Here is a 25,276-nt window from a genome sequence, read left to right on the forward strand (position 1 = left end):
CAGACCGGCGCCGGTGAGCGGGGGCCCGGTGCGTCCACCTGCACGGCAGAGGGGCGTGCCGGGTCCCGCGTCTGCGGCTGATCCGCCATCCGCCATCCGCCATCCGCCGGACAGGCTCTAGGAGTCCAGGGCCCGGGCGCGCTCGGCCAGACGGCCCATCCGTGCCCGGGCGGACTCGAGTTGCTCGATGTCCTCGGCCACGGACCCGTCCTCGGTGGCCAGTTCGGTCCACAGGCCGATCAGGTCGACGCCCAGGCTCAGGCCCTGCTGCGGGTCGCGTACGGCCCGCCAGGCCGTGGCCGCGCTCTGGACGTTGGCGTACGCCGCCTCGATGTCGCCGGCCTGGCTGCGGATCCCGGCCACGTCGAGCGAGAGACCGAAGGCACGGACCGGGTCGCCCGCCAAGTAGGCGACGTAGGCCGTGAGTTCACGCAACCGCAGCACTTCGGGGTGCTCCGCCCCAAGCGTCCCCGACGCCTGCGCCACCGTCTCCTCCGCCAGCTCCATCGCCGACTCGATCTGCCCCGCCTTCACAGCCTCGCCGATCCGCGCCACCGGCTCCGCGAGCTGAGCCCCGCCCTCACCATGCGCACCGGCCAACGGGTCGTCCCCCAGCACCGCTTCAGCCACCGCATCGAACCCCCGAGGCGGCGTCGGCTTGGGGTCCGGGTCAAGACCGGGGTCGGGCACGAAGGGCACGTCGACGGACGGATGCGGCTTGCGGTTCTGTGGCAGGAGGGGCTGCGGGTCCTCGGACGGGAGGGGCCGCGGTTCCTGCGGCAGGGGCGGCTGGGGAACGTCGGGGCGGAAGGGCTGCGCGTCCTGCGGGGGGACGGGGGCGGCGTCGGGGGCCGGGAGCGGCCGGACGTCCCGAGGCGGGAGCGGTGGCGCGTCCATGGGACCGGACGGACTCGCGTCCTGCGGCGGGACCGGGCCGGTGTCCGGGACCGGGAGCGGCTGCGCGTCCATCGCGGGCGGTGGGCCGAATTCGCCCGTCGGTGGCGCGACCGTGCCGGGCGGGATGTCCTGCACCGACTCCGGTACGGCGTGGAGCGGGAAGGCGGGGGCCGCGTCACGGGTTGCCTGCGGCTGCGGCTGCGGCTGCGGTTCCGGTTCCGGTTCCGGTTCCGGTAGGGCGCGCAGCACGTGGGTGGAGTTGTCGCGGGGCGGCGGCGCGGGCGGACCCGGGGGCGGTGGTACGGCATCCGCCGGGGGTACGGCGCCCTGTTCCGACCCTCGTACGGCCTCCGCCGGAGGTATGGCGCCCTGCGCCGACCCTCGCACCGCCCCCTCCGCGGGTTCGGCCTCCGCGGCCTGGCCCGAAGCCCAAGCCGGACGGGAAACCCCAGCTGAACCCGGAGCCCCCGCCGTACCAGAACCACCCACCAGACCCGGAGTCCCAGCCGCACCAGAACCACCCACCGAACCCGGAGCCCCCGTCGCCCCGGAACCTCCCGTCGCCCCCACCCGCACCGGCTCCGCCGTGAACCGCGTCGAGCCGTCGCCGTTCATCTGGAGTGGGACGACGTACCCGATGCGCTCGTCGCGGATCGTGGCGTGGACGGGGTGGCCCGTGGCGAGGGCGATGCGGTGGAGCTGGTTCAGGATGGTGTGCTGGATCTCCTCGCCGGGAGGCGCGGCGATCGGGACGCCGCCGACGGATGCGGTGCCCGCGCCGGGCCCCGCCCCGGGGACATGGACGTCGATCGGGGCCACCACGGGCGCCGCCGACTGGGCGGCATGCCGCTGTTCCCGCTTCTTGTCGCGGCTGAGTCGAAACATCGTTCCCTCACTCGGATGTGTCGGGTAGTCCGCGGACGGGACGTTCGGGTACGGGCTCGGTTTCCATGGTGCTCCCTCCGGCCCCGCTGCTTCCGCTCCCCCGACAACAAGATCCGGTCGTACACGTACTGTTGAGTAGTCTCTCCGCTCACCCCCGGTTCCCGCGTCACCGTGGCGTCACAGACTCGTCCCAGGACTCACGCCCCGTCACGGAACCAGCCCCGGCGCGGTGAGATCGGCGACGCAGGAGGAAGGAGCGCGGCATGCGGACGGATGCGCAGCAGGGCCCGGAGATCTGGCTCCGCGGGCCGACGGGCACGGCGGGATCGGAGGGCCCCGCGCACACCGGTGTCACCGCCCGGCGCTACTCCTGGGTCGGCACGCACGGCGGGGCGGGCGTCTCCACGCTGGCCGCCGTCTACGGCGGTCACGACGGCGGACGCGACTGGCCCGGCCCAGGTGATCCGCACTCGGTGCTGCTCGTCGCCCGCACCCACGCGGCCGGTCTGACGTCCGCCCTGCACTCCCTGGAGGCCTTCCGGCGCGGAGAGGCCCCTCCGGGGCTCGACCTCGACGCGGTCGTCCTCGTCGCGGACGCACCCGGCCGGCTGCCGCGCCCCCTCGCCCAGCAGGTCAAGGCGATCGAGTCGGTGATCGACGTGTACCACGTCCCGTGGGTGCCGGGCTGGCGCCTGGGCGACCTGAGCGGGACGCCGCCGCGCGAGACGGCCGATCTGGCGCGGCTCACGGGAGCGGGAGTACGGGCTCGCTGAACGCCACCGAGATCGCCGCCGCCGTACGGTCGGGGGCCCTGCGTGCCGTCGCCGTCGTGGCGGAGTCGCTGGAGCGGATCCGGCACGCCGAGCCCGAGCTGTGCGCGTTCGCCGAGGTGTGGGGCGAGGAGGCGCTGCGGCGGGCGGCCGAGGTGGACACCCGGGTTGCCGCGGGCGAGCGGCTGCCGCTGGCCGGCGTGCCGATCGGCGTGAAGGGGCGGCGGCGCGGGCTGCGTGCGGCGGCTCCGCTGATCGAGGCGGGGTGCGTCGCGGTGGGCGCCACCTCCGTTCCCGGGCCCGGAACTCCCTGGCAGACCTGGGGACTTGGCGCATACGGCCGTACCGTCAACCCCTGGCGCGCCGACCGTACGCCCGGCGGCTCCTCGGCCGGGTCCGCCGCCGCGGTGGCCGCGGGCCTGGTACCTCTGGCGACCGGGAGCGACGGGGCGGGTTCGGTGCGGATCCCGGCCGCGTGGTGCGGCGTCGTCGGTCTGAAGACGACGAACCCCGACCGCACGAACCTCACGGCGGCCGGGGTGCTGGCGGGGTGCGCGGCGGATGCGGCTGCGTGGTGGCAGGTGACGGTGGCGTCGGGGGAGCAACCCTCGGATTCCGATACGCCGGCCATGGCTGCCTGCTCTCCCGCCTTGGCCGCCGCCTGGTCCCCCGGCCTCGGTTTCGCGGTCCCCGATCCGGACCTCGGCGCGATCGCCCTTACCGCGGCGCAGCGTCTCGCGGACGCCGGCGTCGTACGGCTCGCAGACGCCGCTCTCCACCTCGATGACCCGGCCCCCGCCTGGCTCACCCTCCGTACCCCGGGTGCCGACCCCGCCCCCGCCCACCGCGTCCGCGCGGAGAACGACCGGCGCCTGGACGCACTCTTCGCGGACGTGGACCTCCTGGTGACCCCGACGACCCCGAACCCTCCCCACGGCCACGAGGGCCCGGGCGACCGCTACTCCACGGCTCTCACCTGGGCGTTCAACCTGAGCGGGCACCCGGCGATCAGCATCCCGGCGGGGTTCGACGCCGACGGCTGTCCGGTCGGGCTCCAACTGATGGCGGCGCGCGGGCGGGAGGCGTTGCTGCTGGGGGTGGCGCGGGCGGCGGAGGGACGAGCAGGGTTGCGGGTGATCCCAGCGCCGGGCGGATGAGCCCTGGAAGAGTTACATGAGTGCGCATATACTGAGTGCGCATATACTGCGTATGCATGTAGTCGCCGCACGCCGACCAATGGGGAATGTCATGAACCGCCGCTTCCTGTTCCTGCTGGGCAGCAGCCGTAGCGAGGGCAACACCGAGCTGCTGGCCCGCCGGGCCGCCGAGCAGTTGCCCGCGGGTGTCGAGCAGGAGTGGATCGATCTCGCCGCCCACCCGCTGCCCGACTTCGAGGACCTGCGGCACGACAGCGACCATGTCCGCCCCACGGAGGGCAATACGGGGTTCCTGCTGGACTCGACCCTCGCGGCGACGGACATCGTGATCGCCTCGCCGCTGTACTGGTACTCGGTGTCCGCCTCCACCAAGCGCTACCTCGACTACTGGTCGGGCTGGCTGCGCACCCCCGGCATCGACTTCAAGAAGACCCTGGCCGGACGCACCCTCTGGGGCGTCACCGCGCTCGCGCACGAGGAGGGGGAGGTCGCCGACCCGCTGATCGGAACCCTCAACCACTCGGCCGCTTACATGGGGATGCGTTTCGGCGGGGTGCTGCTCGGCAACGGCAGCAAGCCCGGCGATGTACTGAAGGACACCGAGGCACTCGCCCGCGCCAAGACGTTCTTCGCACAGGACGCACCGCTCGCCCGCTTCCCGTACGACGTCTGAGCGCTCCGTCGCCGAACCAACCGCGGCCGTCCCGGCCCTGGCGGGTCTACGCGGTGATGTCCTTCGTAGTGAACCGCGCCCACGCGGCCGCGCCGAACACCGCCGCGTAGAGGCCTTGCAGTCCAAGGTTCTTCACCAGGTCGTCCCAGTAGACGGGGTCGCGCATGAGGTCGGCGAAGGACAGCCAGTAGTGGGAGAAGAAGTACGGCTGGAGCGCGTGGAGCTGGGGGATCTGGTCGAGGATCTGGATGGTGATCAGCAGGCCGACCGTCGTCGCCATCGCCGCGATGCCGCTGTTGGTGAGGGTGGAGACGAAGAGGCCGAGGGCCGCCACGCCGATCAGCGACGCGGCGACGACCAGCGCGATCAGCAGGGCCCGGCCCAGGCCCTCGGCGAAGCTGATCTGCGTGCCGGAGATCGTCGTCAGATCGCCGAGCGGGAAGAGCAACGCGCCGACCGTGAGCGCCGAGACCGCGACCACCAGCGTGGCCACCACGCAGAAGGCCATCGTGGTCGCGTACTTGGTGAGCAGCAGACGGGTGCGGCCGGCCGGGGCGACGAGCAGATAGCGCAGCGTCCCCGCGTTGGCCTCGCCGGCGATCGCGTCGCCCGCGATGACGCCGATGGCCATGGGCAGGAAGAACGGAAGCGTGGCGGCGAGCGCGGTGAAGACCAGGAACAGGCCGTTGTTGGTGATCTGCGAGATGAACGCCGGCCCCTCGCCGCCTCCGCCACCACCCCCCATGCCCGAACCGTCGCTCGTCTCGATCTTGACGGCGATCCCGACCAGGACGGGTACGGCGGCCAGCACACCGAGGAGTGCGAGCGTGCGCCAGCGTCGGAACGTCGTCACCAGCTCGCTGCGGAGGAGGCCGAACGTCCACAACGGGCTCTGCGGCCGCGGGACTTGGACCTCACTCGACCCGACCAGCTCAACCTGCGACATCGAAGCCCTCCCCCGTCAGCGCCACGAACGCGTCCTCCAGGGAGGCCCGTTCGACCCCGAAGCCGCGGACCCGGATGCCTGCCGACACCAACGCGGCGTTCACCTCGGCAAGATCGCGGTCCGGTGGTTCCGCCGTGACCCGGTCGTCCTCGGCGATGACATCGGCCGCGCCCTGCTCCTTCAGTACCCGGGCCGCGTCGCCGGCGTCGGGCGTCGTGACGACCAGGCGTCCGCGCGCCCCGGCCGCCAGATCCGCCACCGCACCCTGGGTGATGAGCCGCCCCTGCGCCATGACGGCGGCATGGCTGCACACCTGCTCGATCTCGTCGAGCAGATGGGAGGAGAGGAAGACGGTCGTGCCGTCCGAGGCCAGCTCCCTGATCAGGGAGCGGATCTCGCGCATGCCCTGCGGGTCGAGGCCGTTCGTCGGCTCGTCGAGGACGAGGAGGCGGCGGGGCTGGAGCAGAGCGGCGGCCAGTCCGAGCCGCTGCTTCATCCCCAGGGAGTAGGCCTTCGTCTTCTTGCTCCCGGCCGCCGTCAGGCCCACCCGGTCCAGCGCGGCCGCGACGCGCGCACGCCGGGTGCGCGGGTCGGCGGTCGGGTCGGCGGCGTCGTACCGGATGAGGTTGTCGCGGCCGGAGAGGAAGCCGTACAGCGCGGGCCCCTCGATGAGCGCGCCGACGTGCGGCAGCACGGTGCGCGTGGCCCGCGGCATGGGCCGGCCGAGCACGCGTGCCGTGCCGGAGGTCGGCTCGATGAGCCCCATCAGCATGCGGATGGTGGTCGTCTTCCCCGAGCCGTTCGGACCGAGGAAGCCGAAGACGCTGCCCGCCGGGACGGTCAGATCCAGACCGTCGACGGCGAGCTGCCCGCCGCGGTAGCGCTTGCTGAGCGCACGGGTCTGGATGACGCCGTCACCCACACCCTCCGCGTCCGGCTCCGTGGCGGGCGGCTCGTCCATCGGCTCCCTCGATTCGTCGTACGCGTACGGTACTTCGCGTACGAGTGTTCTGCGTCCGGCTGTTACTTGGCCGCGTCGGCCGCCTTCACCAGGGCGTCCTTCGTGACCGCGCCGACGTAGACCTTGCCGTCGTCCGTCATCAGGGCGTTGATCAGGCGGGTCTTGAAGACCGTGCCCTCGCCGAACTTGCCGGTCACCTTGTCGCCGAGGGAGTCGAGGAAGCCACCGAACTCGCCGCCGGCCTCGGCGCCGGAGGGCATGCCCTCGCCGCCGGTGTCGAAGACCGCGATGGAGTTCCAGCCCTCACCGATGGTCTCCGGGCCCTCCTCGGAGGGAACCGTCGATTCCGGCTTCTGGGCGGGAGCGTGCTCCTCGGCCGCGACCTCGCCCTCCTCGGTGACCTTCGCACCCTTGGGCGGGGTGAAGTCGAAGGTCGAGGCGGCCGGCTTGGAGAAGCTGACCTGGGTGAAGCCCGCGTCCACGACGGCGGCGCCGCCGCCGGCCGGGGTCAGCGTGAACTTCAGCGGCAGACCGGTCTTGGAGTCCACGCCTATGGTGATCGCGCCGACCGTGGAGCCGGAGTCCTTCGGCTTGATGACCAGCCGGTAGGCATCCCGGCCCGCGATCTGCGCGGTGCCGTCGACGGTCACGGAGGTCGTGTCGTCGACCGACTTCAGGGCCTCCTCGGCGAGGTCCTGCGGTGTGGTGGGAGTGTCTTCCTTGGTCTTCCCGTCCGCGCTCTCGGCGGCGGTGCCGTGGAAGACCTCGTTGGACGAGCTGTCGTAGCCCCAGACGTCCTTGCCGTTGTGGATCAGGCTGTACTCCGCCGCGTTCTCCAGCAGCGAGAGCTTCTGCTTGTCCGGGCCGTCGGCGGCGACGCGCAGCGTGTGCGTGCCGGACGCCAGCTCCATCAGCTTGGAACTCGGGTCGGCGGACGAGCCGTCGCCCGGCTGGGTCGCGCCGGACATCAGACTGCTCTCCAGACCCCCGATGTCCGGCAGTCCGAGATCCGTGCTGACCTTCACCGTGCCGGACAGCTGCTCCACGTCCGATGCAGCGATCTTCTCGATGAGTTGCTGGGCGGTGATCTTGGGCAGGTCGGGGTCGCCGGAGTCGGCGATCGCCGGGACGAGCCCGATGGTCGCTGCGGCCACGCCCACCACCGCGACCGGGACGACGTAGCGCGCGGCCTTGCGGCGTCCGGCGCGGAGGTCGTCGGCCTCCCCGGCGGTCGTGCTGTCGTCGGTTTCGTACGGTGCCATGTGTGCCTTACCTCCGTCGTCGGCGGCGGCTGTCGCTCAACTGCACTACGTCCCCTGAGCCGCCATTCTCACCCGAATCGGTGAGGAGTGGTGTTTTCCGTGGTCTCCAGTTGACCAAATCGGCGGGAGGGAAACGTCAACCTGCGGAGCCAACTCCATGTACTGCTGCGGTATGACACACGAGGGCGACGCCTCCCCCGACCCGTAGGGGTCGTGCGGAGAGGACGCCGCCCTTTCTTGTGGATCAGCGCTGCGTGGATCAGCGCTGCCTGGATCAGACCAGCACTGCTGGATCAGCGCTGGATGAACACGTAGTCCGCCTGGTAGGGCACGCCGACGACGGCACCCGGCTCGCAGGAGCCGGCCGGGGCGACGCCGCCGACGGTGTTCAGCCGGAGGATCTCCGCCGTGTTCGCGAGGAGCCCGCGGTGCTTGCCGGACTGGGTGGCCTTGAGGTCCAGCTCCGGGATGTTCGCGTCGCCGTTGGACGTCTTGCTGATGACGGATCCGGTGACGGCGCTGCGGTCGGGCGCGATCCACTGCGGCGTACCGGAGTTGGGCTTCACGAAGGAGTGCGCGATCGGGCCGGCGAGCACGGCGGCGACGTCCCGCTGGGCGAAGGCGTACCCGCCGCCCTCGGCCGGCTTGCACTCGTAGATCTGCTTGCCCTTGAGGACGGATGCCTGGAAGTTGTCGAGTGCGTCGCGGAAGTCGAAGGCCGTGGTCACCTTGTGCAGCTGACCGCGGACGGCCCCGCCCGGGAACTGTGCCGTGTGCAGGTTGGCGTAGAACGAACCGGGGTCGGACTTCAGCGAGTTGAGCAGGGCGGGGTCGTCGACCTTGACGCTGCCGGTGACGGTCTTGCCCTTGCTGCCCGCGAGCAGCTTGGTGAAGTCGACCTTGATGCCGCCGTTGGTGCCCTTGGCCCCCTGGTGGATGTGGAGGAGGGTCGGCTTGCCGGTGCCGCGCCACTTCACGGCGACGGACACGGTCTTGCCGTGCACCTTCACGAACTCGAGCGCGGCGCCGTCCTTGTCCCCGACGGCCGGACCGCCCTCCACGGGCACCTCCTCGGCGCCCCGCAGACTGGCGGCGAGGATGGTCCCGCCCCTGCCGCCCGACACGGTGCCGCTCTGGCTCACGATGCTTTCGCCTCCGGTGTGGCCCGCGTGGTCGGCGCGGTTGCCTCCGGCGGCGAAGGCGGGAATCACCGCGGCGGCGACACCACCGGCGGTGGCCACCGCGACAGCGGTGACGATCAGGCTCTTACGGCGCGTTGAGAACGTCGCTTTCATGCCCATTTTCTTTTTTCTCCCCGTAATGCAGCCGACGCCCCCTGCGTCAGCTTCTGGGCATGAATACGGAGGCGATCTTAATTTGGACTCAGTCCAGAACTGTGACCTGTATCACGTACGTCCGTCCGTGTCGGCCGGCGCCTCTCGGGGCGAGGGGCTAACCGGCCCGATGCACCACGGCGTCGCACAACTCCAGCAGTGCCGCCTTCGCGTCGCACTCCCGCAGCGGAGCCAACGCGGCCCGCGCATCCTCCGCGTACCGCACGGTGTCCCGCCGCGCCTGCTCCAGCGCCGGATGCCCACGCAACCCCGACAGAGCCTCCGCGAGCCGCGCATCGTCGCTCAGGTCGGAGTCGAGCAGTTCGCACAGCGCGACATCCTCGGCCAGCCCCAGCCGGGCCGCCCGCTCACGCAGCCGCAGCACCGGAAGCGTGGGGATGCCCTCGCGCAGATCGGTCCCGGGCGTCTTCCCGGACTCGCGTGCCTCGGAGGCGATGTCCAGCACGTCGTCCGCGAGCTGGAAGGCGACTCCCAGCCGCTCCCCGTACTGCGTCAGCACGTCGACCACCGTCTCGTCGGCGCCCGACATCATCGCCCCGAACCGGCACGACACCGCGACCAGCGAACCGGTCTTTCCGGCCAGGACGTCCAAGTAGTGCTCGACCGGATCCCGACCGTCCGTGGGCCCGGCCGTCTCCAGGATCTGCCCGGTCACCAGCCGCTCGAACGCCTCGGCCTGTACCCGCACCGCCTCCGGACCGAGATCGGCGAGCGTGTGCGAGGCCCGGGCGAACAGGAAGTCACCGGTGAGGACCGCGACCGAGTTGCCCCAGCGGACGTTCGCGCTGGGCACCCCGCGCCGTACGGCCGCCTCGTCCATCACGTCGTCGTGGTACAGCGTCGCGAGGTGGGTCAGCTCGACGACCACCGCGGACGGCACGACACCCGGCGCATACGGGTCCCCGAACTGCGCGGCGAGCATCACGAGCAGTGGCCGGAACCGCTTGCCGCCGGCCCGTACCAGATGTTGCGCGGCCTCCGTGATGAACGGGACCTCGCTCTTGGTGGCTTCGAGCAACCCTTCCTCGACAGCCGCCAATCCGGCCTGGACATCGGCTTCCAGAGCCTGGTCCCGCACGCTCAGCCCGAACGGCCCGACGACGGTCACGAGGGGTCTCCTGTCTGCTGGTGTCTACTGCGGTTACACGGCTTGTCGATAGGTCGCTGCCATCACTCGTGTCAGCGTATCCGGTCATCTTTCGATCACCGATGCCGCCCACCCGTGCAGCACGGGCGGTATCGGATCACGACCGGTATGTTTTCGATCATCTGAAAAGAATGGACATCTATCGACTTACCCGGAAGTAGTGGAGTGTGTCCGGAACCACCGTCGATGCCCAGCCCGGCAGCCATCCGCCGCCCGAGGACGACACCGCCTTCTTCGGTCAGCCGAAAGGCCTGCTCACGCTCTCCGGTCTGGAGGTCTGGGAGCGTTTCTCGTTCCTCGGCATGCAGGCCATCCTCGTCCTGTACTTCGCCGACACCGTCGCCCATGGCGGTATGGGCATGTCCGCCGGAACGGCCGCCTCCGTCTCCGCGGCCTACGGCACCCTCGTCTACCTCGTCTCCGTGGCGGGCGGCTGGCTCGCCGACCGCATCCTCGGCTCGTACCGCGCGGTGCTGTGGGGCGGCATCCTGATCGCCTGCGGGCATTACGCCATGGCGGTGCCCACCGCCACCATGACCTGGGTGGGCCTCGGTCTGATCAGCGCGGGCACGGGCCTGCTCAAGCCGAACGTCGCCACGATGGTCGGCAAGCTCTACGCCACCGACGACGACCGCCGCGACGCGGGTTTCGCGCTCTACTACATGGCGATCAACATCGGTGCCTTCGCGGGCCCGCTGATCACCGGCTGGCTCGGCGACCACCAGGGCTGGCACTGGGGTTTCTCGGCCGCCGCGATCGGCATGACCTTCGGCCTGATCCAGTACGTCGCGGGCCGCCGTCACCTGGCCGGGCGCAAGCACGCGGCCGAATTCGCCCTCTCGCGCGAGGCGATGCTCCGCGCGATCCGGCTGATCACCGGCGGGGTCGTGGCGGCGGCCGCCCTCGCCGTGCTTCTCGCCGCGGCCGGCTGGCTCACGATGGACCGCTTCGTCGACCTGCTCACCCTGGTCTCGGTGATCGCCCCGGTCGTCTACTTCACGGTGATGTTCATGAGCCCGCGCGTGACGTCCGCGGAACGCGGCCGGCTGCGTCCGTACATCGTTCTCTTCCTGGCCTCGACCGTCTTCAACTTCATTCTGTTCCAGGCCTACTCGACGATGATGCTGCTGGCGGCGTCGAACGCCGAGACGACGATCCTCGGCTTCGACTTCCCCACCAGTTGGTACGCCTCCGCACTGGGCGCCTTCGAGGTGGCCCTGGCGCCCGTCGTCGCCACGCTCTGGGTCCGCATGGGCCACAGCCAGCCGCACGCCTCCAACAAGATCGCGATCGGGGTCGTGCTCGGCGGGCTGTCCTTCCTGCTGATGGTGGTGCCGACCAGCGGACACAGCGGCGACGACTATCTGATGTCGGCCTGGTGGATCGTCGGCTCCTACTTCCTGCTCGGCCTCGGCGACATCCTGCTGGAGACCTCCGGCATGTCCGCCACGACCAAGCTCGCCCCCGCCGCCTTCGCCAGCCAGACCATGTCCCTCTGGTTCCTGTCCCTCGCCCTCGCCAACGGCATCCAGGCCCAGACGGTGAAGCTCTACGACGACGTCTCCAAGCCGGCCTACTTCGGCGTCAACGGCGCGATCGCGGTGGCCGCGGGCCTCGCCGTGATGGCCGCGGCGCCCTGGCTGCGCCGCACCATGCACCCCGTCCACTGAGGTCACTGCGATGAGCATGCACATCCGTACGTCCTTCCCCTACGAGACGACTCACGACGACCTCCGCATCCCGCTGTCGGACGGGACGCTGCTGTACGCGCGCGTGTGGCGCCCGCTGACCGACGAACCCGTGCCGACACTCCTGGAGTACCTCCCGTACCGCCTGACCGACTGGACGGCCCCGCGCGACTTCCAGCGCCACCCCTGGTACGCGGGCCACGGCTACGTCTCCGTCCGCGTCGACGTGCGCGGACACGGCAACAGCGAGGGCATGCCGGGCGACGAGTACTCGGTGACGGAGCTGGCCGACGGGGTCGAGGTGGTCGACTGGCTGGCGGCGCAGCCCTGGTGCGACGGCAAGGTGGGCATGTTCGGCATCTCCTGGGGTGGCTTCAACTCCCTCCAGATCGCGGCCCTCGCGCCCGAGCCGCTCAAGGCGGTCGTCACGGTCTGTTCCACGGACGACCGCTATGACAACGACGTGCACTACATGGGAGGTTCCGTCCTCGCGGTGGACATGCACGCCTGGGCCGCCACCATGCTCGCCTTCGTCTCCCGCCCGCCCGATCCGCGCTACGTCGGCGAGGCGTGGCGCGACATGTGGGTCGAGCGCCTGGAGGCCGTCGAACCCTTCATCCACACCTGGCTCGCCCACCAGACCCGGGACCGCTACTGGCGCCGCGGCAGCGTCTGCGAGGACTACGGCGCGATCAAGGCGGCGGTCCTCGCGGTGGGCGGCTGGCACGACCCGTACCGCGACACGGTGCTGCGGCTCGTCGAACACCTTCCCTCCGATCGCGTACGGGGTCTGATCGGGCCCTGGTCGCACCAGTACCCCGACCGCGGCCTGCCACCCGGCCCGGCGATCGGCTTCCTCCAGGAGACGCTGCGCTGGTGGGACCACTGGCTGAAGGGCAAGGGCGAACTCCCCGAGCCCCTGCTGCGCGCCTACGTCACCGACTCCCACCCCCCGGCCACGCTCTACGACACGCTGCCCGGCCGCTGGATCGCGGAGCCCGCCTGGCCCTCTCCCGACGTCACGACAGTGTCGTACGGCTGTCAGGGCGCCCCCGCTCTCGTACGGTCACCGATGCACACCGGGGTCGACGCCGGCCGTTTCTTCCCCTTCGGCAACGATGCCGACCTGCCGCCGGACCAGCGGGAGGAGGACGCGCGGTCGGTGTGCTTCGAGTTCCCGGTGGCCGAGGAGACCTGGGTGCTGGGGCGGCCGCGGGTGACGCTGCGGCTGGCCTCGGACGTCCCGCGCGGCCAGGTGATCGCCCGGGTCTGCGACGTGGCCCCGGACGGCTCGTCGACCCTGGTCACGCGCGGGGTGCTGAACCTGTCGGCGCGGGAGGGGCGCGAGCGGGCCGTGCCGTGGACGCCGGGCGCCACCGAGGAGGTGACCTTCGAGCTGAACGGCATCGGCCACGTCTTCCCGCCCGGCCACCGCATCCGGCTCGCCGTCTCCTCCGCGTACTGGCCGTGGATCTGGCCGCAGCCCGACTCCGCGGCGGGCTTCACCCTCGACCCGGCGGGCAGCTCCCTCGAACTGCCCGTACGCAAGCCGAAAATGGGCGGTAATGTCCGTTTCGAGGAGCCCGAGCAGGCCGAGCCGCTGGGCGTGAACTTCCCCGCGACGCTGGACGAGCCGCGGCCCGAGCGCCTGGTGGTGCGGGACGTCGCCCGGGGCTCGTGGCGCCTGGAGGTCGATCCGCGGTACGGCGGCACGCGCGTGTACCCCGACGGCCTCGAGTTCACCGAGGAAGCGCTGGAGACGTACACGATCGACGAGAGGGACCCGCTCTCGGCCCGCACCCGCTCGGACTGGTCGATCCGGTTGCACCGTCCGGAGCCGGGCTGGGACACCACCGTCCGCACCCGCTCGGAGATCAGCTGCGAGGGGGACGACTTCGTCACCTCCGACGAGGTGATCTGCACGGAGGGCGGTCAGGTCCTCTTTCACCGGACATGGGAGAAGCGCATCCCGCGAACGGCCGGTTAATAAAACCCTCTTGGCCTGATTGCCCGATTTGCCAACCTTGTGCATCGACGTGACTTGACTCACGTCCGCGCCTGCACAGGAGCTCCACAGATATGGCCGGATCCGCCTTCCCTTTGCGGCCAGTTGGGCTTTGTGACCGCAAAGGATCAAGCACCGCATTCCCCTCGGATCAAGGTCAATAGGCACGATGTGTGAATCCGGTACTTGTTCCGGACATGTGCTCTCGCATACGTTCCCGGCCTGTCGGGCGGACGCCTAATCCTGCCGCCGCCCGAACGACCCGTTGACGAACTCACCGCACGGCAGGAGCGGGGGACCCAGGTAAGCCGCCGGACCGGACACCACACCGGACCGGCTTGGGGTCAAGTCGCACCCGTAAGGGCGTGGCCGGGCACCTCCCAGCCCGAACCCGACAGCTCACCTCGCAGGCGCCGGAGAGGAACTTCGCCATGTCTGCAGCCGGAAAGCACCGCCGCACCAGAACCGCCCGCGTCACCCGCGCCATCGCCGTCGCCGGCACCGGCGTCGCCGTGCTCGCGCTGCCGATCGTCGGCGCGACCAGCGCCTCCGCGGCCACCCCGACCGTGACCACAGCCACCTCGCTGGGCTACGCCAACAGCCTCGACGGCTGGATCCAGGCGTCCCTCCAGGTGATGGCGCAGAACGGAATCCCCGGGTCGTACGACGGCATCTACCGCAACATCATGCGGGAGTCCTCGGGCAACCAGTACGCCATCAACAACTGGGACTCCAACGCCGCCGCGGGCACCCCGTCGAAGGGCCTCCTCCAGGTCATCGACCCGACCTTCCAGGCCTACCACGTGGCCGGCACGTCGTTCGACCCGTACGACCCGGTCGCGAACATCACCGCCGCCTGCAACTACGCGTTCCAGCGGTACGGCTCGATCGACAACGTCTTCGGCGCGTACTGAGTCCCGGTACGTTCCGAGTTTTCGGCGCACACCGGGAACTACCCCTTCGGGAAGAGTCGTTCGAGGACGACGGCGATGCCGTCGTCCTCGTTCGACAGGGTGACCTCGTCGGCCACCGCCTTCAGTTCGGGATGGGCATTTGCCATGGCAATGCCGCGAGCCGCCCAGTCGAACATGGGAATGTCGTTGGGCATGTCCCCGAAGGCGATGGTCTGTTGAGGCCCCAGCCCCAGGTGCTCGGCCGCCAGCGCGAGACCGGTCGCCTTGGTCACTCCGCATGGCTGGAGTTCGACGGTCCCGGGCCCCGACATGGTGACCGTCGCGAGGGAACCCACCACCGATCGCGCCGTCGCCGCCAACTCGTCGTCGGACAGCGCGGGATGGCGCAGCAGCACCTTGCTGATGGGCGCGCACCACAGGTCGTCGCGGCGCCCCACGCGTACGGCGGGCAGGGTCGGGTGGGGCATCAGGTACCCCGGCTCGATGAGCGTGAGCCCTTCGACGCCGTCCTGGTCGACGGCGGCGTACACCTGCCCGACCTCCGCCTCGATCTTGCCGAGCGCGGTCTCGGCCAGCTCCCGGTCCAGGGTGACGGACCACAGCAGACGGTCCGCGCCGGCGTCGTACACCTGCGCGCCCTGTCCGCACACCGCGAGCCCCCCGCAGCCGAGGATGTCGAGCAGCGGCCGCACTCTCGGGGCCGGACGCCCCGTCACCACCAAGTGCCGGGCGCCGAACGCCGTCACCTGCGCAAGCGCGGCGAGCGACCGGTCGGAGAGCGTGTCATCGCCCCGGAGCAGCGTGCCGTCCAGGTCAGTGGCGATGAGTGAATATTCGGTGGATGCGGCCATGATCAGAGAATACGGACAGAATCCCTGACCGACTCGACGTGAACCGGACGCCTCCCACGCTCACATGCGCCCCCACCGTCCCGAACACGCCGTGAACCGGGGCTCGTTGAGATCTTGCCGCCGGCCGGCGCATCCACGGCTCCATGACCCCGCTGACCTGCGCCTCCCCCGGCGGGCAACGCACCCGTAACGTGTTCCGCGACCACATGACACAGCAGGCATACGGACCGCACGAGAGAGAGGCAGCACCCATGCCCCCCTTCGATGTCCCCGAGGGCGACCCCTTCGGCCCGCACAACCTTCCGTACGGTGTCTTCTCCCCCGCCGGTACCGACGAACGCAGGGTCGGCGTCCGGCTCGGCGACCACGTCCTCGACGCGGGCGCGGCAGCGCACGCGCTCGGCTCGCCGTACGCCCCCCTGCTCGCCCGGCCGACCCTCGACGCGCTGCTGGCCGCGGGCCGCACCACCTGGTCGGACGTACGGCGCGCCCTCACGGCATGGCTGACGGTCCCCTCCCACCGCGAGACCATCGAGCCGCTGTTCCACCCCCTGTCCTCCGTGACCCTGCACCTGCCCTTCGAGGTCGCGGACTACGTCGACTTCTACGCCTCCGAGAACCACGCCCGGAACGTCGGCCGCATCTTCCGCCCCGACGCCCCCGACTCCCTGACCCCCAACTGGAAGCATCTGCCGATCGGCTACCACGGCCGCTCCGGCACGGTGGTCGTCTCGGGCACGGACGTCGTACGACCGTCCGGCCAGCGCAAGTCCCCGGCCGACCCCGCGCCCGTCTTCGGCCCGTCCGTCCGCCTGGACATCGAGGCGGAGGTCGGCTTCGTGGTGGGTGCGCCGTCGCCGATGGGCCGACCGGTGGGACTGGGCGGCTTCCGGGACCACGTCTTCGGCCTGTGCCTCCTCAACGACTGGTCCGCACGCGACATCCAGGCCTGGGAGTACGTCCCGCTCGGCCCGTTCCTCGGCAAGTCCTTCGCGACGTCGGTGTCGGCGTGGATCACGCCGCTGGAAGCGCTGGAGGCGGCGCGGGTGACGCCGCCGGAGCGCACGCACGCGTTGCTGCCGTATCTGGACGACACCGCATCCGACGTGGAGCCCGGCGGCTACGACCTGCGTATCTCGGTCGCCGTCAACGGCCACGTGATTTCGGAGCCCCCCTTCTCCACCATGTACTGGACGGCCGCCCAGCAACTGGCCCATATGACCGTCAACGGCGCCTCCCTGCGCACGGGCGACCTGTACGGCTCCGGCACGGTCAGCGGCCCCACTGAGTCCGAACGCGGCTCCCTCCTGGAACTGACCTGGAACGGCCGCGACGCCCTCGAACTCCCCGACGGCAAGCGGACGTTCCTGGAGGACGGGGATGTGGTGACGCTGTCGGCGTGGGCGCCGGGGGCGGATGGGGTTCGGGTGGGCCTTGGGGAGGTTGTCGGGAGGGTTGTGGCGGGGAGCTGACGAGGGACGGGGCGGGTGACCGCTGTCCAGGGCTCGGGCGGGTTCGGACGGCGGCTGTCCACGACCCGGGCGGGAACCGGGTGACGGTTGGCCCATGACGCGGGCGGCCATCGCCGTCATACTTACGGCGGGCGGCGTGCCCGGCGCGTACGTCGCGCCGTCCGCCCCCGTACCGCGCCGCAAGTGCCACCCGTACCGCACCACGAGTAGCCGCACCTCTTCCCGACCAGGATCCGGAGCCCTCGGCATGACTGTCTGCCTGCTCCTGCTGAGCGTCGTCGCCCTCACGGCCGCCGTGCCGGTTCCGCGTACGCTGACGCGAGCCCTGTGGCCGGAGCGGGAACCCGTGGTCGGGCTGTGGGTGTGGCAGTGCCTGGTCGCCACCGTGCTGCTGTGCTGTCTGACGGCCCTGGTGCTGGGCGCGGCCGCCGTCTTCCACACCGTCCGTGACCATGTCTTCGCCCCGGCGCCGCCGTCGGTGACCGCCGCGTACGACCTCTCCACGGCCCCGACCTGGGCCGCCGCCCTCACCCTGCTGCTGGCCTGCGGTGCCGCCTGGACGACGGCGATGCTCGCCCGCGAACTGGTGGAGGCGCGCCGGCGTCGCGGCCAGACCCGAGCGCACCTGCGCGAACGCGCCCCCGAGCTGCCGGCCGGACTGGGTGCCGCCGCGCGCGGTCCCCTTCTCGTCCTGGAGGACGAGTACCCGGACGCCTGGTGGATGCCCGGCAACCCGCCCCAGCTGGTCGTCACCACCGGCGCCCTGCACCGCCTCACGGACCACCAGCTGGACGCCGTCCTCACCCATGAGCGCGACCATGCCCGCGCCCACCACGACTGGCTGCTGCACCTGTCCACCGCGCTGGCCACCGGATTCCCCCGCATCCCGTTGTTCGCCCATTTCTGCGACCAGACCCACCGCCTGGTCGAACTCGCCGCGGACGACACGGCGTCCCGCCGGTGCGGCCATCTGACGACCGCGCTGGCGCTGATCGAGCTCAACCAACACCGGGGCGTCCTCTCCTGCGCGTCCAGCCATCGTCTGCTCGGCGAGCGGGTGGACCGGTTGCTGGAGCCCCGTCCGCGACTGGGCCGCCGGCACCGGGCCCTCGCGTCGGCCGCGGCCGCGCTGGTGCCGTTGCTACCTCTCCTGATCGTCTTCGGGCCCGGGTTGACGGCGTTGGCGTAAGTCGGGTCGCCATTCGGCTGCGGCCGAGTGGGGGCTGGTCGCGCCCACGCGGCGGAGCCGCATATCGATACAGCCCCGCGCCCCTCGGGGGCGTCGCAGTCGTGGTCGGTCGCATGCCGCCGCGAGTGGCCGCTGCCTCCCGCCCAGTCCTCACCCCGGGCAGGCCGCGAACCCGGGTGGCAGATCTCCCCTGCAGCCTCCAAAAACCCCAGCTCAACGGCCAAGCCGGCGGAGCCCCTGGTGGCGCAACATTCCCGCAACACTGCTTTCCCTACCGGATCGCTATGGTTCAAAACATGCCCCCCTCCGACCGCATCCGAGACCACGCCGGCCAGGGCGCGACCACCGTCGCCGCCCACCGCGCGCGGCGCCGGCTGCGCGCGGACCAGGCCCGCCAACTCGCCGACCTCCTCCGCCACCAGCTCCTCACCGACGGTTTCCCGGACGGCACCCTCCCCCATGAGTCGGCCCTCGCCACCGACTACCGAGCCTCCCGCAACACGGTCCGCCAGGCCCTGGATCTGCTCCGCGCGGAAGGCCTGGTGGAACGCCTCCCCGGCGTCGGCACGGTGGTCGTCGCCCAGAAGTACCCGCACGGTCTCGACCGCCTGATGGGCCTCGCGGAAACCCTCCTCGAACACGGCCGGGTCACCAACGAGGTCCGCACGATGGGCCCCGCCCCCGCCCCCACCCCCGTGGCCGAACGCCTGCGCATCCCGCCCGGCACCGACGTCCTCTACATCGAACGCCTGCGCCGTCTGAACGCCCTCCCCCTCTCCCTGGACCTCACCTACATCCCGCTGGACATCGGCACCGACCTGCTCGGCGCCGACCTCGAGAACACCGACGTCTTCCGCCTGCTGGAGACGATCACCGGACAGCGCCTCGGCCACGCGGAGATCACCCTGGAGGCGGTGAACGCGGACGCCCACTCCGCCGCCGTACTCGAAGCCCCGCGCGGCACGGCCGTCCTGATGCTGGAACGCCTCACGCACCTGGCCGACGGCCGCCCGGTCGACCTGGAGTTCATCCGCTTCCGCGGCGACCGCATCACGATGAGCGGCCTGCTGCACCGCTCCCTCTGACCCTGCTTGCCTCTTTCCTGGAGACAGCCATGCCCTTGGCGCCCCAGCGGGCCGACGTGCCCGTGACCATCGACGAGTCGAAGTGCATCGACGGCTGCACGCTCTGCGTGGACATGTGCCCGCTGGACTCCCTCGCCATCGACGAGAGCAACGGCAAGGCGTACATGCACGTCGACGAGTGCTGGTACTGCGGTCCGTGCGCGGCCCGCTGTCCCACCGGAGCCGTGACGGTCAACATGCCCTATCTGCTCCGGTGAGAGGCCCGAACCCGTATGAAACACAAAGCAGTTGCCGCGGGAATCCTGCTGCTGGCTCCCTTGACGGCCTGCGGCGGCAGCGCCGAGGCGGGTGACGGCTCCACGGTCACCGTGACCGTCGGCTACCAGTCCAAGACCATCAACACGGTCACGGCCGGAACCCTGCTGCGCTCCCTCGGCTCCTTCGAGAAACAGCTGAACTCCCTTCACGACGGCATCACCTACAAGGTGGACTGGCAGGACTACGCCACCGGTGCCCCCATCACGGCCCAGATGACCGCGGGGAAGATCGACATCGGTTCGATGGGCGACTTCCCGCTCCTCATCAACGCCGCCCGGGGCAAGCAACTCGGCAAGCCCACCCACCTCGTCTCCGTCACCGGCTACAACCTCCGCGGCGGCCTCAACACCGTCGTCACCTCCCCCGACTCGGAGTTGGCCTCCCTCGCCGACCTGCGCGGCAAGAAGGTGTCGACCAGCATCGGCTCGGCCGCCGACGGCACCCTCGTACGAGCCCTCCAGCGCGCCGGCATCGACCCGGACGACGACATCGAGAAGCTCAACCAGCAGCCCGCGGTGGGCGCTTCGGCCCTCTCCTCCAGCAGCGCGGACGCCCTCTCGCAGTTCGTCGCCTGGCCCGGCCTGCTCGCCTACCAGGGCAAGGCGAAGGCCCTGTACGACGGCGCCCAGCTGAACCTCCCCACCTTCCACGGCGTCACCGCCCGCGAGGACTTCGCCCAGCAGCGGCCCGCCGTCCTGGAGGCCTTCCTCAAAGCGCAGGCTGAGGCCACCGACTACCTCGACGACCACCCCGTCGCTGCCGCCGAGAAGGTCGCCGAGGCCACCGGCCTGCCCGCCGAGGTCGTCTACCTCTACAACGGCGCCCACGGCATCGCCACCTTCGACCCGGCGATCAAGCCCCAGCTGATCTCCGCCCTGAAGGACGACGTCTCGGTCCTGAAGTCGGCCAAGCTGACCGGCGACGTGGACGTCGACTCCTTCGTCGACGACCAGTACGTCAAGAAGGCCCTCGGCGCGGACTACGCGAAGCGACTCGCCACCACGCCCGCACCGGCCGCCGGCGAGGTCTGGCCCAAGGGCGCCGAGCAGACGCGCAGCTTCAAGTCCGCCGCTGAGCTGCTGAGTTACGTCGCTCAGCACCAGGACGGCATCCGCGCCGCCTACGTCCCCGACGCCACCACCGGCACCCTGTGGTTCGCCGACAAGGCGGTATGGGTCGCCGACGGCGATCAGCTCCTCCCCTTCGTCGCACCGGCCACCGCGCAGGCGTACGTCGCCGGTCACGGAGGCGCCCGCGTCATCACATACGCCGACGCGCTGGAGCGGGCGTCGTGACCCGGTATGCGCTGCGGGTGTCCGCCCTGGCTGCCGCCCTCGGCCTCTGGCAACTGCTGACCAGCCTGAACGTCGACCTGTGGCTGCGCTTCTCGCAGTTCCCCACCGTCGCGGACGTGGCCCGAGCCTTCGCCGACCGCGTGACCGGCCCCGACTACTGGACGGACCTCACCGACAGCCTCACCCGCATCCTCACCGGCTTCCTGCTGGCCGCCGTCCTGGGCATGGCCACCGGCGTGCTCGTGGCCCGCTCCCGGCTCGCCGAGGACCTGCTCGGCCCCGTCCTGGAGGTGATCCGCCCGATCCCGGCGATCGCCCTCGTCCCCGTCGCGATCCTCCTCTTCCCCTCCAACGAACAGGGCATCGTCTTCATCACCTGCACGGCCGCCTTCTTCCCCGTCCTGGTCTCCACCCGGCACGCGGTCCGCGCCCTGACTCCCGTGTGGGAGGAGGCAGTTCTCACCATGGGCGGCGGCCGGTGGCGGATCCTCGGCTCGGTCGTCCTGCCGGGCGCCCTGCCCGGCATCTTCGGCGGTCTGTCGGTCGGCATCGGCGTCTCGTGGATCTGTGTGATCTCCGCCGAGATGATCTCCGGCCAGTACGGCGTCGGCTACCGCACCTGGCAGGACTACACGGTCGTCGACTACCCGGGCGTGTTCGTCGGCATGGTCACGATCGGCGTACTCGGCTGGGCCACCTCCACGGCCGTGGAACTCCTGGGCCGCCGGCTGACCCGCTGGCTGCCCCGCACGTCGTACGTCCCCGGTGCCCGGCCCCGGCCCCGGACACTCCGGGCCACCGCCACCGCGTCCACCGCCGCCGCCCCCGTACCCACGAAGAACGAGACGGAGGGAGCGCGTGATGAGCACCTCGTCTGAGACCCTCGCCGACACGGCGGCCGAAGCACAGGCCGCGCACGGCACCCGGCTCACCCTCCGCGCCGCCGTGCTCGGCCGGCCCGGCGCCCCGGTCCTGACCGGCGTCGACCTGGACGTGGCACCCGGTGAGATCCTCACCGTCGTCGGCCCCTCGGGCTGCGGCAAGTCGACCTTGCTGCGCACGCTCGCGGGCCTGCTGCCCGCGCTCGCCGGATCGATCGAGCAGGACGGGAACCCGCTGCCCGGACCGTCCGCCGACCGCGCGCTGGTCTTCCAGGAGGACGCCCTGCTGCCCTGGCGCACCCTGCGCGCCAACCTCGAACTTCCGCTCGCCATCAAGGGGTTCCCGCGGGCCGAACGCCGCACCCAGGCCGACTCCTGGCTCGCCCGCGTCGGACTCGCCGCGCAGGCACGGCAGTTGCCGCACCGCGTCTCCGGCGGCCAGCGCCAGCGCGCACAGCTGGCCCGCGCCCTGGCCGGCAGCCCGCGCGCCGTCCTCATGGACGAGCCCTTCGGCGCCCTCGACGCCCAGACCCGGTCCGGCATGCAGGAACTGCTGGTGGAGGTGTTGCGGGGCACCGGCGCGACCGTCGTGTTCGTCACCCACGACGTGGACGAGGCCCTGTTCCTAGGCGACCGGGTAGCGCTGCTCGGCGCCGGCCGACCGGTCTCCGTACGCGACGTGCCGCGTCCGCGCGACCGTACCGCCCACGACGACCCGGCCCGCGTCGCCCTGCGCCGCGACGTCCTCAGCTCACTCGGTACTTGAAAGGCACCCCGGTGGACACCCCTGTGCAGATTCCGGCCCTCACCGACGCCGAGGAGATCAGCTGCGACGTCCTCGTCATCGGCGGCGGCACCGCCGGCACCATGGCCGCACTGACCGCCGCCGAGCACGGAGCCGACGTGCTGCTCCTGGAGAAGGCCCACGTCCGCCACTCCGGCGCCCTCGCCATGGGCATGGACGGCGTCAACAACGCGGTCATCCCCGGCCGCGCCGAACCCGACGACTACGTCGCCGAGATCACCCGCGCCAACGACGGCATCGTCGACCAGTCCACCGTCCGCCAGACCGCGACCCGCGGCTTCGCGATGGTGCAGCGCCTGGAGTCGTACGGCGTGAAGTTCGAGAAGGACGAGCACGGCGAGTACGCGGTGCGGCAGGTACATCGCTCCGGCTCGTACGTGCTGCCGATGCCGGAGGGCAAGGACGTCAAAAAGGTCCTGTACCGACAACTGCGGCGACGCGAGATGCGGGAACGGATCCGCATCGAGAACCGGGTGATGCCGGTGCGGGTGCTGACGGCTCAGGGGCGGGCCGTGGGGGCGGTCGGCTTCAACACGCGCACGGGCGCCTTCGTCACCGTCCGCGCCGGCGCGGTGATCCTGGCGACCGGGGCCTGCGGCCGCCTCGGTCTGCCCGCCTCCGGCTACCTCTACGGCACCTACGAGAACCCGACCAACGCCGGCGACGGCTACGCCATGGCCTACCACGCGGGCGCCGAGCTGACCGGCATCGAGTGCTTCCAGATCAACCCGCTGATCAAGGACTACAACGGCCCCGCCTGCGCCTACGTCGCCAACCCCTTCGGCGGCTACCAGGTCAACCGGCACGGCGAACGCTTCGTCGACTCCGACTACTGGTCCGGGCAGATGATGTCCGAGTTCGCGGCCGAGGTGGCCTCGGACCGGGGCCCGGTGTACCTCAAGCTGAGCCACCTTCCGGAGGAGTCGATCTCCGCCCTGGAGTCGATCCTGCACTCCACGGAGCGGCCGACCCGTGGCACCTTCCACTCCGGCCGCGGTCACGACTACCGCACCCATGACGTCGAGATGCACATCTCCGAGATCGGCCTGTGCGGCGGCCACTCCGCCTCCGGCGTCCGCGTCGACGACCGCGCCCGTACGACCGTGCCCCGTCTGTACGCCGCCGGCGATCTGGCCTGCGTCCCGCACAACTACATGATCGGCGCGTTCGTCTTCGGCGACCTCGCGGGCGCGGACGCGTCCCAGTACTCGCCGTACGAAGGGGAGTTGCCCCTCGACCAGCTCCGCGATGCGCACGAGCTGATCTACCGCCCGCTGCACAACCCGGACGGCCCACCGCAGACCCAGGTCGAGTACAAACTGCGCCGCTTCGTGAACGACTACGTGGCCCCGCCGAAGTCGGGAGCCCGCCTCTCGCTGGCCCTGGAGGCCTTCGAGCGGATGCACGAGGACATCGCCTCGATGGGGGCCCACACCCCGCACGAGCTGATGCGCTGCGCCGAGGTCTCCTTCATCCGCGACTGCGCGGAGATGGCCGCGCGCGCCTCCCTGGCCCGTACGGAGTCCCGCTGGGGCCTCTATCACGAGCGTCTCGACCACCCCCGGCGTGACGACGCGTCCTGGTTCCACCATCTCGATCTGCACAAGTCCCCCTCTGGTGCGATGGAGTTCACGGCCCGTCCCGTGGCTCCCTATCTGGTCCCGATCGAGGAGTTCACCCCGACCGGCGGTCCCTCCCGGCATCTCGGCGAGATCCGTCCCGAGCACGTGGCCACGGCCGGGGCGCGGGACGTGCCACCGATGGCGACGGAGCCCACGTCCCCGCGCGTCACCGAGTCCCCGGACAGCGCACGGGACACCGCCTCACCCCGGCTCCTGGAACTGCTGACCCTCGCCGAGGAGCAGCCCGAACTCGCCCTCGTCGAGCCCTACTTGACCGACCCCGACCCCTCGGTCCGCCGAACGGCAGTCACCGTCCTCACGGAGACCGCGCCCTCAGGCACCGGACGGGCGCTGGCCGGCGCCCTCTCCGACCCCGACGCCGGCGTCCGATCGGCCGCCGCGGCCTCCCTGCGCGAGCTCGTCGAGACCCTCCCGCCCGAACCCGCCCTGCGGGACGCCCTCGCCGGTGCGCTCGCCGAGGCCGACCCCGTCGTCCGGGCCGCCGCCCTCGACCTTCTGCGCGCCCTACGGCTGGGCGACTCCGATGTGTTCGCCGCCGCCCTGGACGACCCCGACATCGCCGTCCGCATCGAGGCCGTGCGCGCACTCGTCTCCATCGACGCGGTGCCCCCTCTGGCACGGGCCGCCGACGACCCCTCCCGTGAGGTCCGCGTCGCCGTGGCCAAGGCGCTGGCCGGCGTCGGCGCAACCACCCTCCCGGCGGTGGACCGCGAGCTCCTCAACGGCACCCTGGACCGGCTCACCGGGGACCTGGACGTCCTGGTCCGCGGCGCCGCCTACACCGCGCTGGGCACCACCGGCTGCACGCCCCCGCTCGCCGCCCGCGCCGTGACCGCCCTGGCCGATCCGGCCTGGCAGGTGCGGTCCGGTGCCGCCAAGGCGCTGTCCACCGCCGAGCCGGAGGTGGCCGTGCCGGCCCTGACCGAGGTCCTCACGGACCCGAACGCCGACGTCCGCAAGGCCGCCGTCCTGGCCCTGACCCGGCACCGCCACACCGAACAGGCCCGCACGGCTCTCGCCACGGTCACGTCCGACTCGGACGCGGACGTCAGGGCGTACGCGGTCCGGGCGCTGTGA

General features: G+C 71.3%; 21 protein-coding genes and 1 riboswitch. Of the genes, 14 read left to right on the forward strand and 7 right to left on the reverse strand.

Annotated elements, in window-relative coordinates:
- Positions 1-117: 117 nt before the first annotated feature.
- Complete coding sequence (locus ACIHFB_RS36115) at positions 118-1,782, reverse strand: tetratricopeptide repeat protein (RefSeq protein WP_400129095.1); 1,665 nt, start codon at positions 1,780-1,782, stop codon at positions 118-120.
- Between the two features lie 263 nt (positions 1,783-2,045).
- On the opposite strand from ACIHFB_RS36115, the gene ACIHFB_RS36120 reads away from it, so the two are divergent.
- The 3 genes from ACIHFB_RS36120 (at position 2,046) to ACIHFB_RS36130 (ending at position 4,382) form a co-directional block, all read left to right on the forward strand.
- Positions 2,046-2,555 carry a DUF6668 family protein gene (locus ACIHFB_RS36120; RefSeq protein ID WP_365281261.1) on the forward strand — a complete coding sequence of 170 codons (510 nt, stop codon included), beginning with the start codon at positions 2,046-2,048 and terminating at the stop codon, positions 2,553-2,555.
- 56 nt (positions 2,556-2,611) lie between these two features.
- A complete protein-coding gene (locus tag ACIHFB_RS36125; RefSeq protein ID WP_400129096.1) occupies positions 2,612-3,709 on the forward strand; it encodes an amidase family protein in 1,098 nt (365 codons plus the stop codon).
- 91 nt (positions 3,710-3,800) lie between these two features.
- Positions 3,801-4,382, forward strand: coding sequence for a flavodoxin family protein (locus ACIHFB_RS36130; RefSeq protein WP_400129097.1), 582 nt, complete (start codon positions 3,801-3,803; stop codon positions 4,380-4,382).
- A gap of 46 nt (positions 4,383-4,428) precedes the next feature.
- Here ACIHFB_RS36130 and ACIHFB_RS36135 read toward each other — a convergent pair whose 3' ends face one another.
- From ACIHFB_RS36135 to ACIHFB_RS36155, 5 genes are all read right to left on the reverse strand, one after another.
- The gene (locus tag ACIHFB_RS36135) at positions 4,429-5,328 is read right to left on the reverse strand and encodes an ABC transporter permease (RefSeq protein WP_400129098.1); all 900 of its coding nucleotides are present in this window, start codon (positions 5,326-5,328) and stop codon (positions 4,429-4,431) included.
- Positions 5,315-6,289 (reverse strand): ABC transporter ATP-binding protein, encoded by a 975-nt coding sequence (locus ACIHFB_RS36140; RefSeq protein WP_400129099.1) that lies wholly within the window; start codon positions 6,287-6,289, stop codon positions 5,315-5,317. Before ACIHFB_RS36140 ends, ACIHFB_RS36135 begins: the two co-directional genes overlap by 14 nt.
- 62 nt (positions 6,290-6,351) lie before the next feature.
- Positions 6,352-7,551, reverse strand: coding sequence for an outer membrane lipoprotein carrier protein LolA (locus tag ACIHFB_RS36145; RefSeq protein WP_400129100.1), 1,200 nt, complete (start codon positions 7,549-7,551; stop codon positions 6,352-6,354).
- 293 nt (positions 7,552-7,844) lie between these two features.
- The gene (locus ACIHFB_RS36150) at positions 7,845-8,846 is read right to left on the reverse strand and encodes a CHRD domain-containing protein (protein WP_400129101.1); all 1,002 of its coding nucleotides are present in this window, start codon (positions 8,844-8,846) and stop codon (positions 7,845-7,847) included.
- A 157-nt stretch (positions 8,847-9,003) separates the two neighbouring features.
- Positions 9,004-10,014 carry a polyprenyl synthetase family protein gene (locus tag ACIHFB_RS36155; protein ID WP_365281281.1) on the reverse strand — a complete coding sequence of 337 codons (1,011 nt, stop codon included), beginning with the start codon at positions 10,012-10,014 and terminating at the stop codon, positions 9,004-9,006.
- Between the two features lie 206 nt (positions 10,015-10,220).
- Between ACIHFB_RS36155 and ACIHFB_RS36160 the strand changes: the two genes are divergently transcribed.
- From ACIHFB_RS36160 to ACIHFB_RS36170, 3 genes are all read left to right on the forward strand, one after another.
- A complete protein-coding gene (locus ACIHFB_RS36160; protein ID WP_365281284.1) occupies positions 10,221-11,723 on the forward strand; it encodes a peptide MFS transporter in 1,503 nt (500 codons plus the stop codon).
- A gap of 16 nt (positions 11,724-11,739) precedes the next feature.
- Positions 11,740-13,728 carry a CocE/NonD family hydrolase gene (locus ACIHFB_RS36165; RefSeq protein ID WP_365281663.1) on the forward strand — a complete coding sequence of 663 codons (1,989 nt, stop codon included), beginning with the start codon at positions 11,740-11,742 and terminating at the stop codon, positions 13,726-13,728.
- Between the two features lie 283 nt (positions 13,729-14,011).
- Positions 14,012-14,174, forward strand: a riboswitch (cyclic di-AMP (ydaO/yuaA leader).
- A 3-nt stretch (positions 14,175-14,177) separates the two neighbouring features.
- Positions 14,178-14,660 (forward strand): transglycosylase SLT domain-containing protein, encoded by a 483-nt coding sequence (locus ACIHFB_RS36170; RefSeq protein ID WP_400129102.1) that lies wholly within the window; start codon positions 14,178-14,180, stop codon positions 14,658-14,660.
- Between the two features lie 38 nt (positions 14,661-14,698).
- On the opposite strand, the gene ACIHFB_RS36175 is transcribed toward ACIHFB_RS36170, so the two are convergent.
- Complete coding sequence (locus ACIHFB_RS36175; RefSeq protein WP_365281290.1) at positions 14,699-15,511, reverse strand: HAD family hydrolase; 813 nt, start codon at positions 15,509-15,511, stop codon at positions 14,699-14,701.
- A gap of 251 nt (positions 15,512-15,762) precedes the next feature.
- Here ACIHFB_RS36175 and fahA point away from each other — a divergent pair, with 251 nt between their 5' ends.
- The 8 genes from fahA (at position 15,763) to ACIHFB_RS36215 (ending at position 25,276) form a co-directional block, all read left to right on the forward strand.
- Positions 15,763-16,983 carry a fumarylacetoacetase gene (gene fahA / locus ACIHFB_RS36180; RefSeq protein WP_400129103.1) on the forward strand — a complete coding sequence of 407 codons (1,221 nt, stop codon included), beginning with the start codon at positions 15,763-15,765 and terminating at the stop codon, positions 16,981-16,983.
- Positions 16,984-17,230: 247 nt separating this feature from the next.
- A complete protein-coding gene (locus tag ACIHFB_RS36185) occupies positions 17,231-18,172 on the forward strand; it encodes a M56 family metallopeptidase (RefSeq protein WP_400129189.1) in 942 nt (313 codons plus the stop codon).
- Positions 18,173-18,468: 296 nt separating this feature from the next.
- Positions 18,469-19,257: a GntR family transcriptional regulator gene (locus tag ACIHFB_RS36190; RefSeq protein ID WP_400129104.1), complete on the forward strand. Its 789-nt coding sequence runs from the start codon at positions 18,469-18,471 to the stop codon at positions 19,255-19,257.
- Between the two features lie 29 nt (positions 19,258-19,286).
- A complete protein-coding gene (locus ACIHFB_RS36195) occupies positions 19,287-19,514 on the forward strand; it encodes a ferredoxin family protein (protein ID WP_010986276.1) in 228 nt (75 codons plus the stop codon).
- A gap of 15 nt (positions 19,515-19,529) precedes the next feature.
- The gene (locus tag ACIHFB_RS36200) at positions 19,530-20,870 is read left to right on the forward strand and encodes an ABC transporter substrate-binding protein (protein ID WP_400129105.1); all 1,341 of its coding nucleotides are present in this window, start codon (positions 19,530-19,532) and stop codon (positions 20,868-20,870) included.
- Positions 20,867-21,748, forward strand: coding sequence for an ABC transporter permease (locus ACIHFB_RS36205; RefSeq protein WP_400129106.1), 882 nt, complete (start codon positions 20,867-20,869; stop codon positions 21,746-21,748). Before ACIHFB_RS36200 ends, ACIHFB_RS36205 begins: the two co-directional genes overlap by 4 nt.
- Complete coding sequence (locus ACIHFB_RS36210) at positions 21,732-22,517, forward strand: ABC transporter ATP-binding protein (RefSeq protein ID WP_365281305.1); 786 nt, start codon at positions 21,732-21,734, stop codon at positions 22,515-22,517. The genes ACIHFB_RS36205 and ACIHFB_RS36210 overlap by 17 nt, the downstream gene beginning before the upstream one ends.
- A gap of 11 nt (positions 22,518-22,528) precedes the next feature.
- Complete coding sequence (locus tag ACIHFB_RS36215; RefSeq protein ID WP_400129107.1) at positions 22,529-25,276, forward strand: fumarate reductase/succinate dehydrogenase flavoprotein subunit; 2,748 nt, start codon at positions 22,529-22,531, stop codon at positions 25,274-25,276.

This window comes from Streptomyces sp. NPDC051963, assembly GCF_044593495.1.
In the GTDB taxonomy this organism is placed as follows: Bacteria; Actinomycetota; Actinomycetes; order Streptomycetales; family Streptomycetaceae; genus Streptomyces.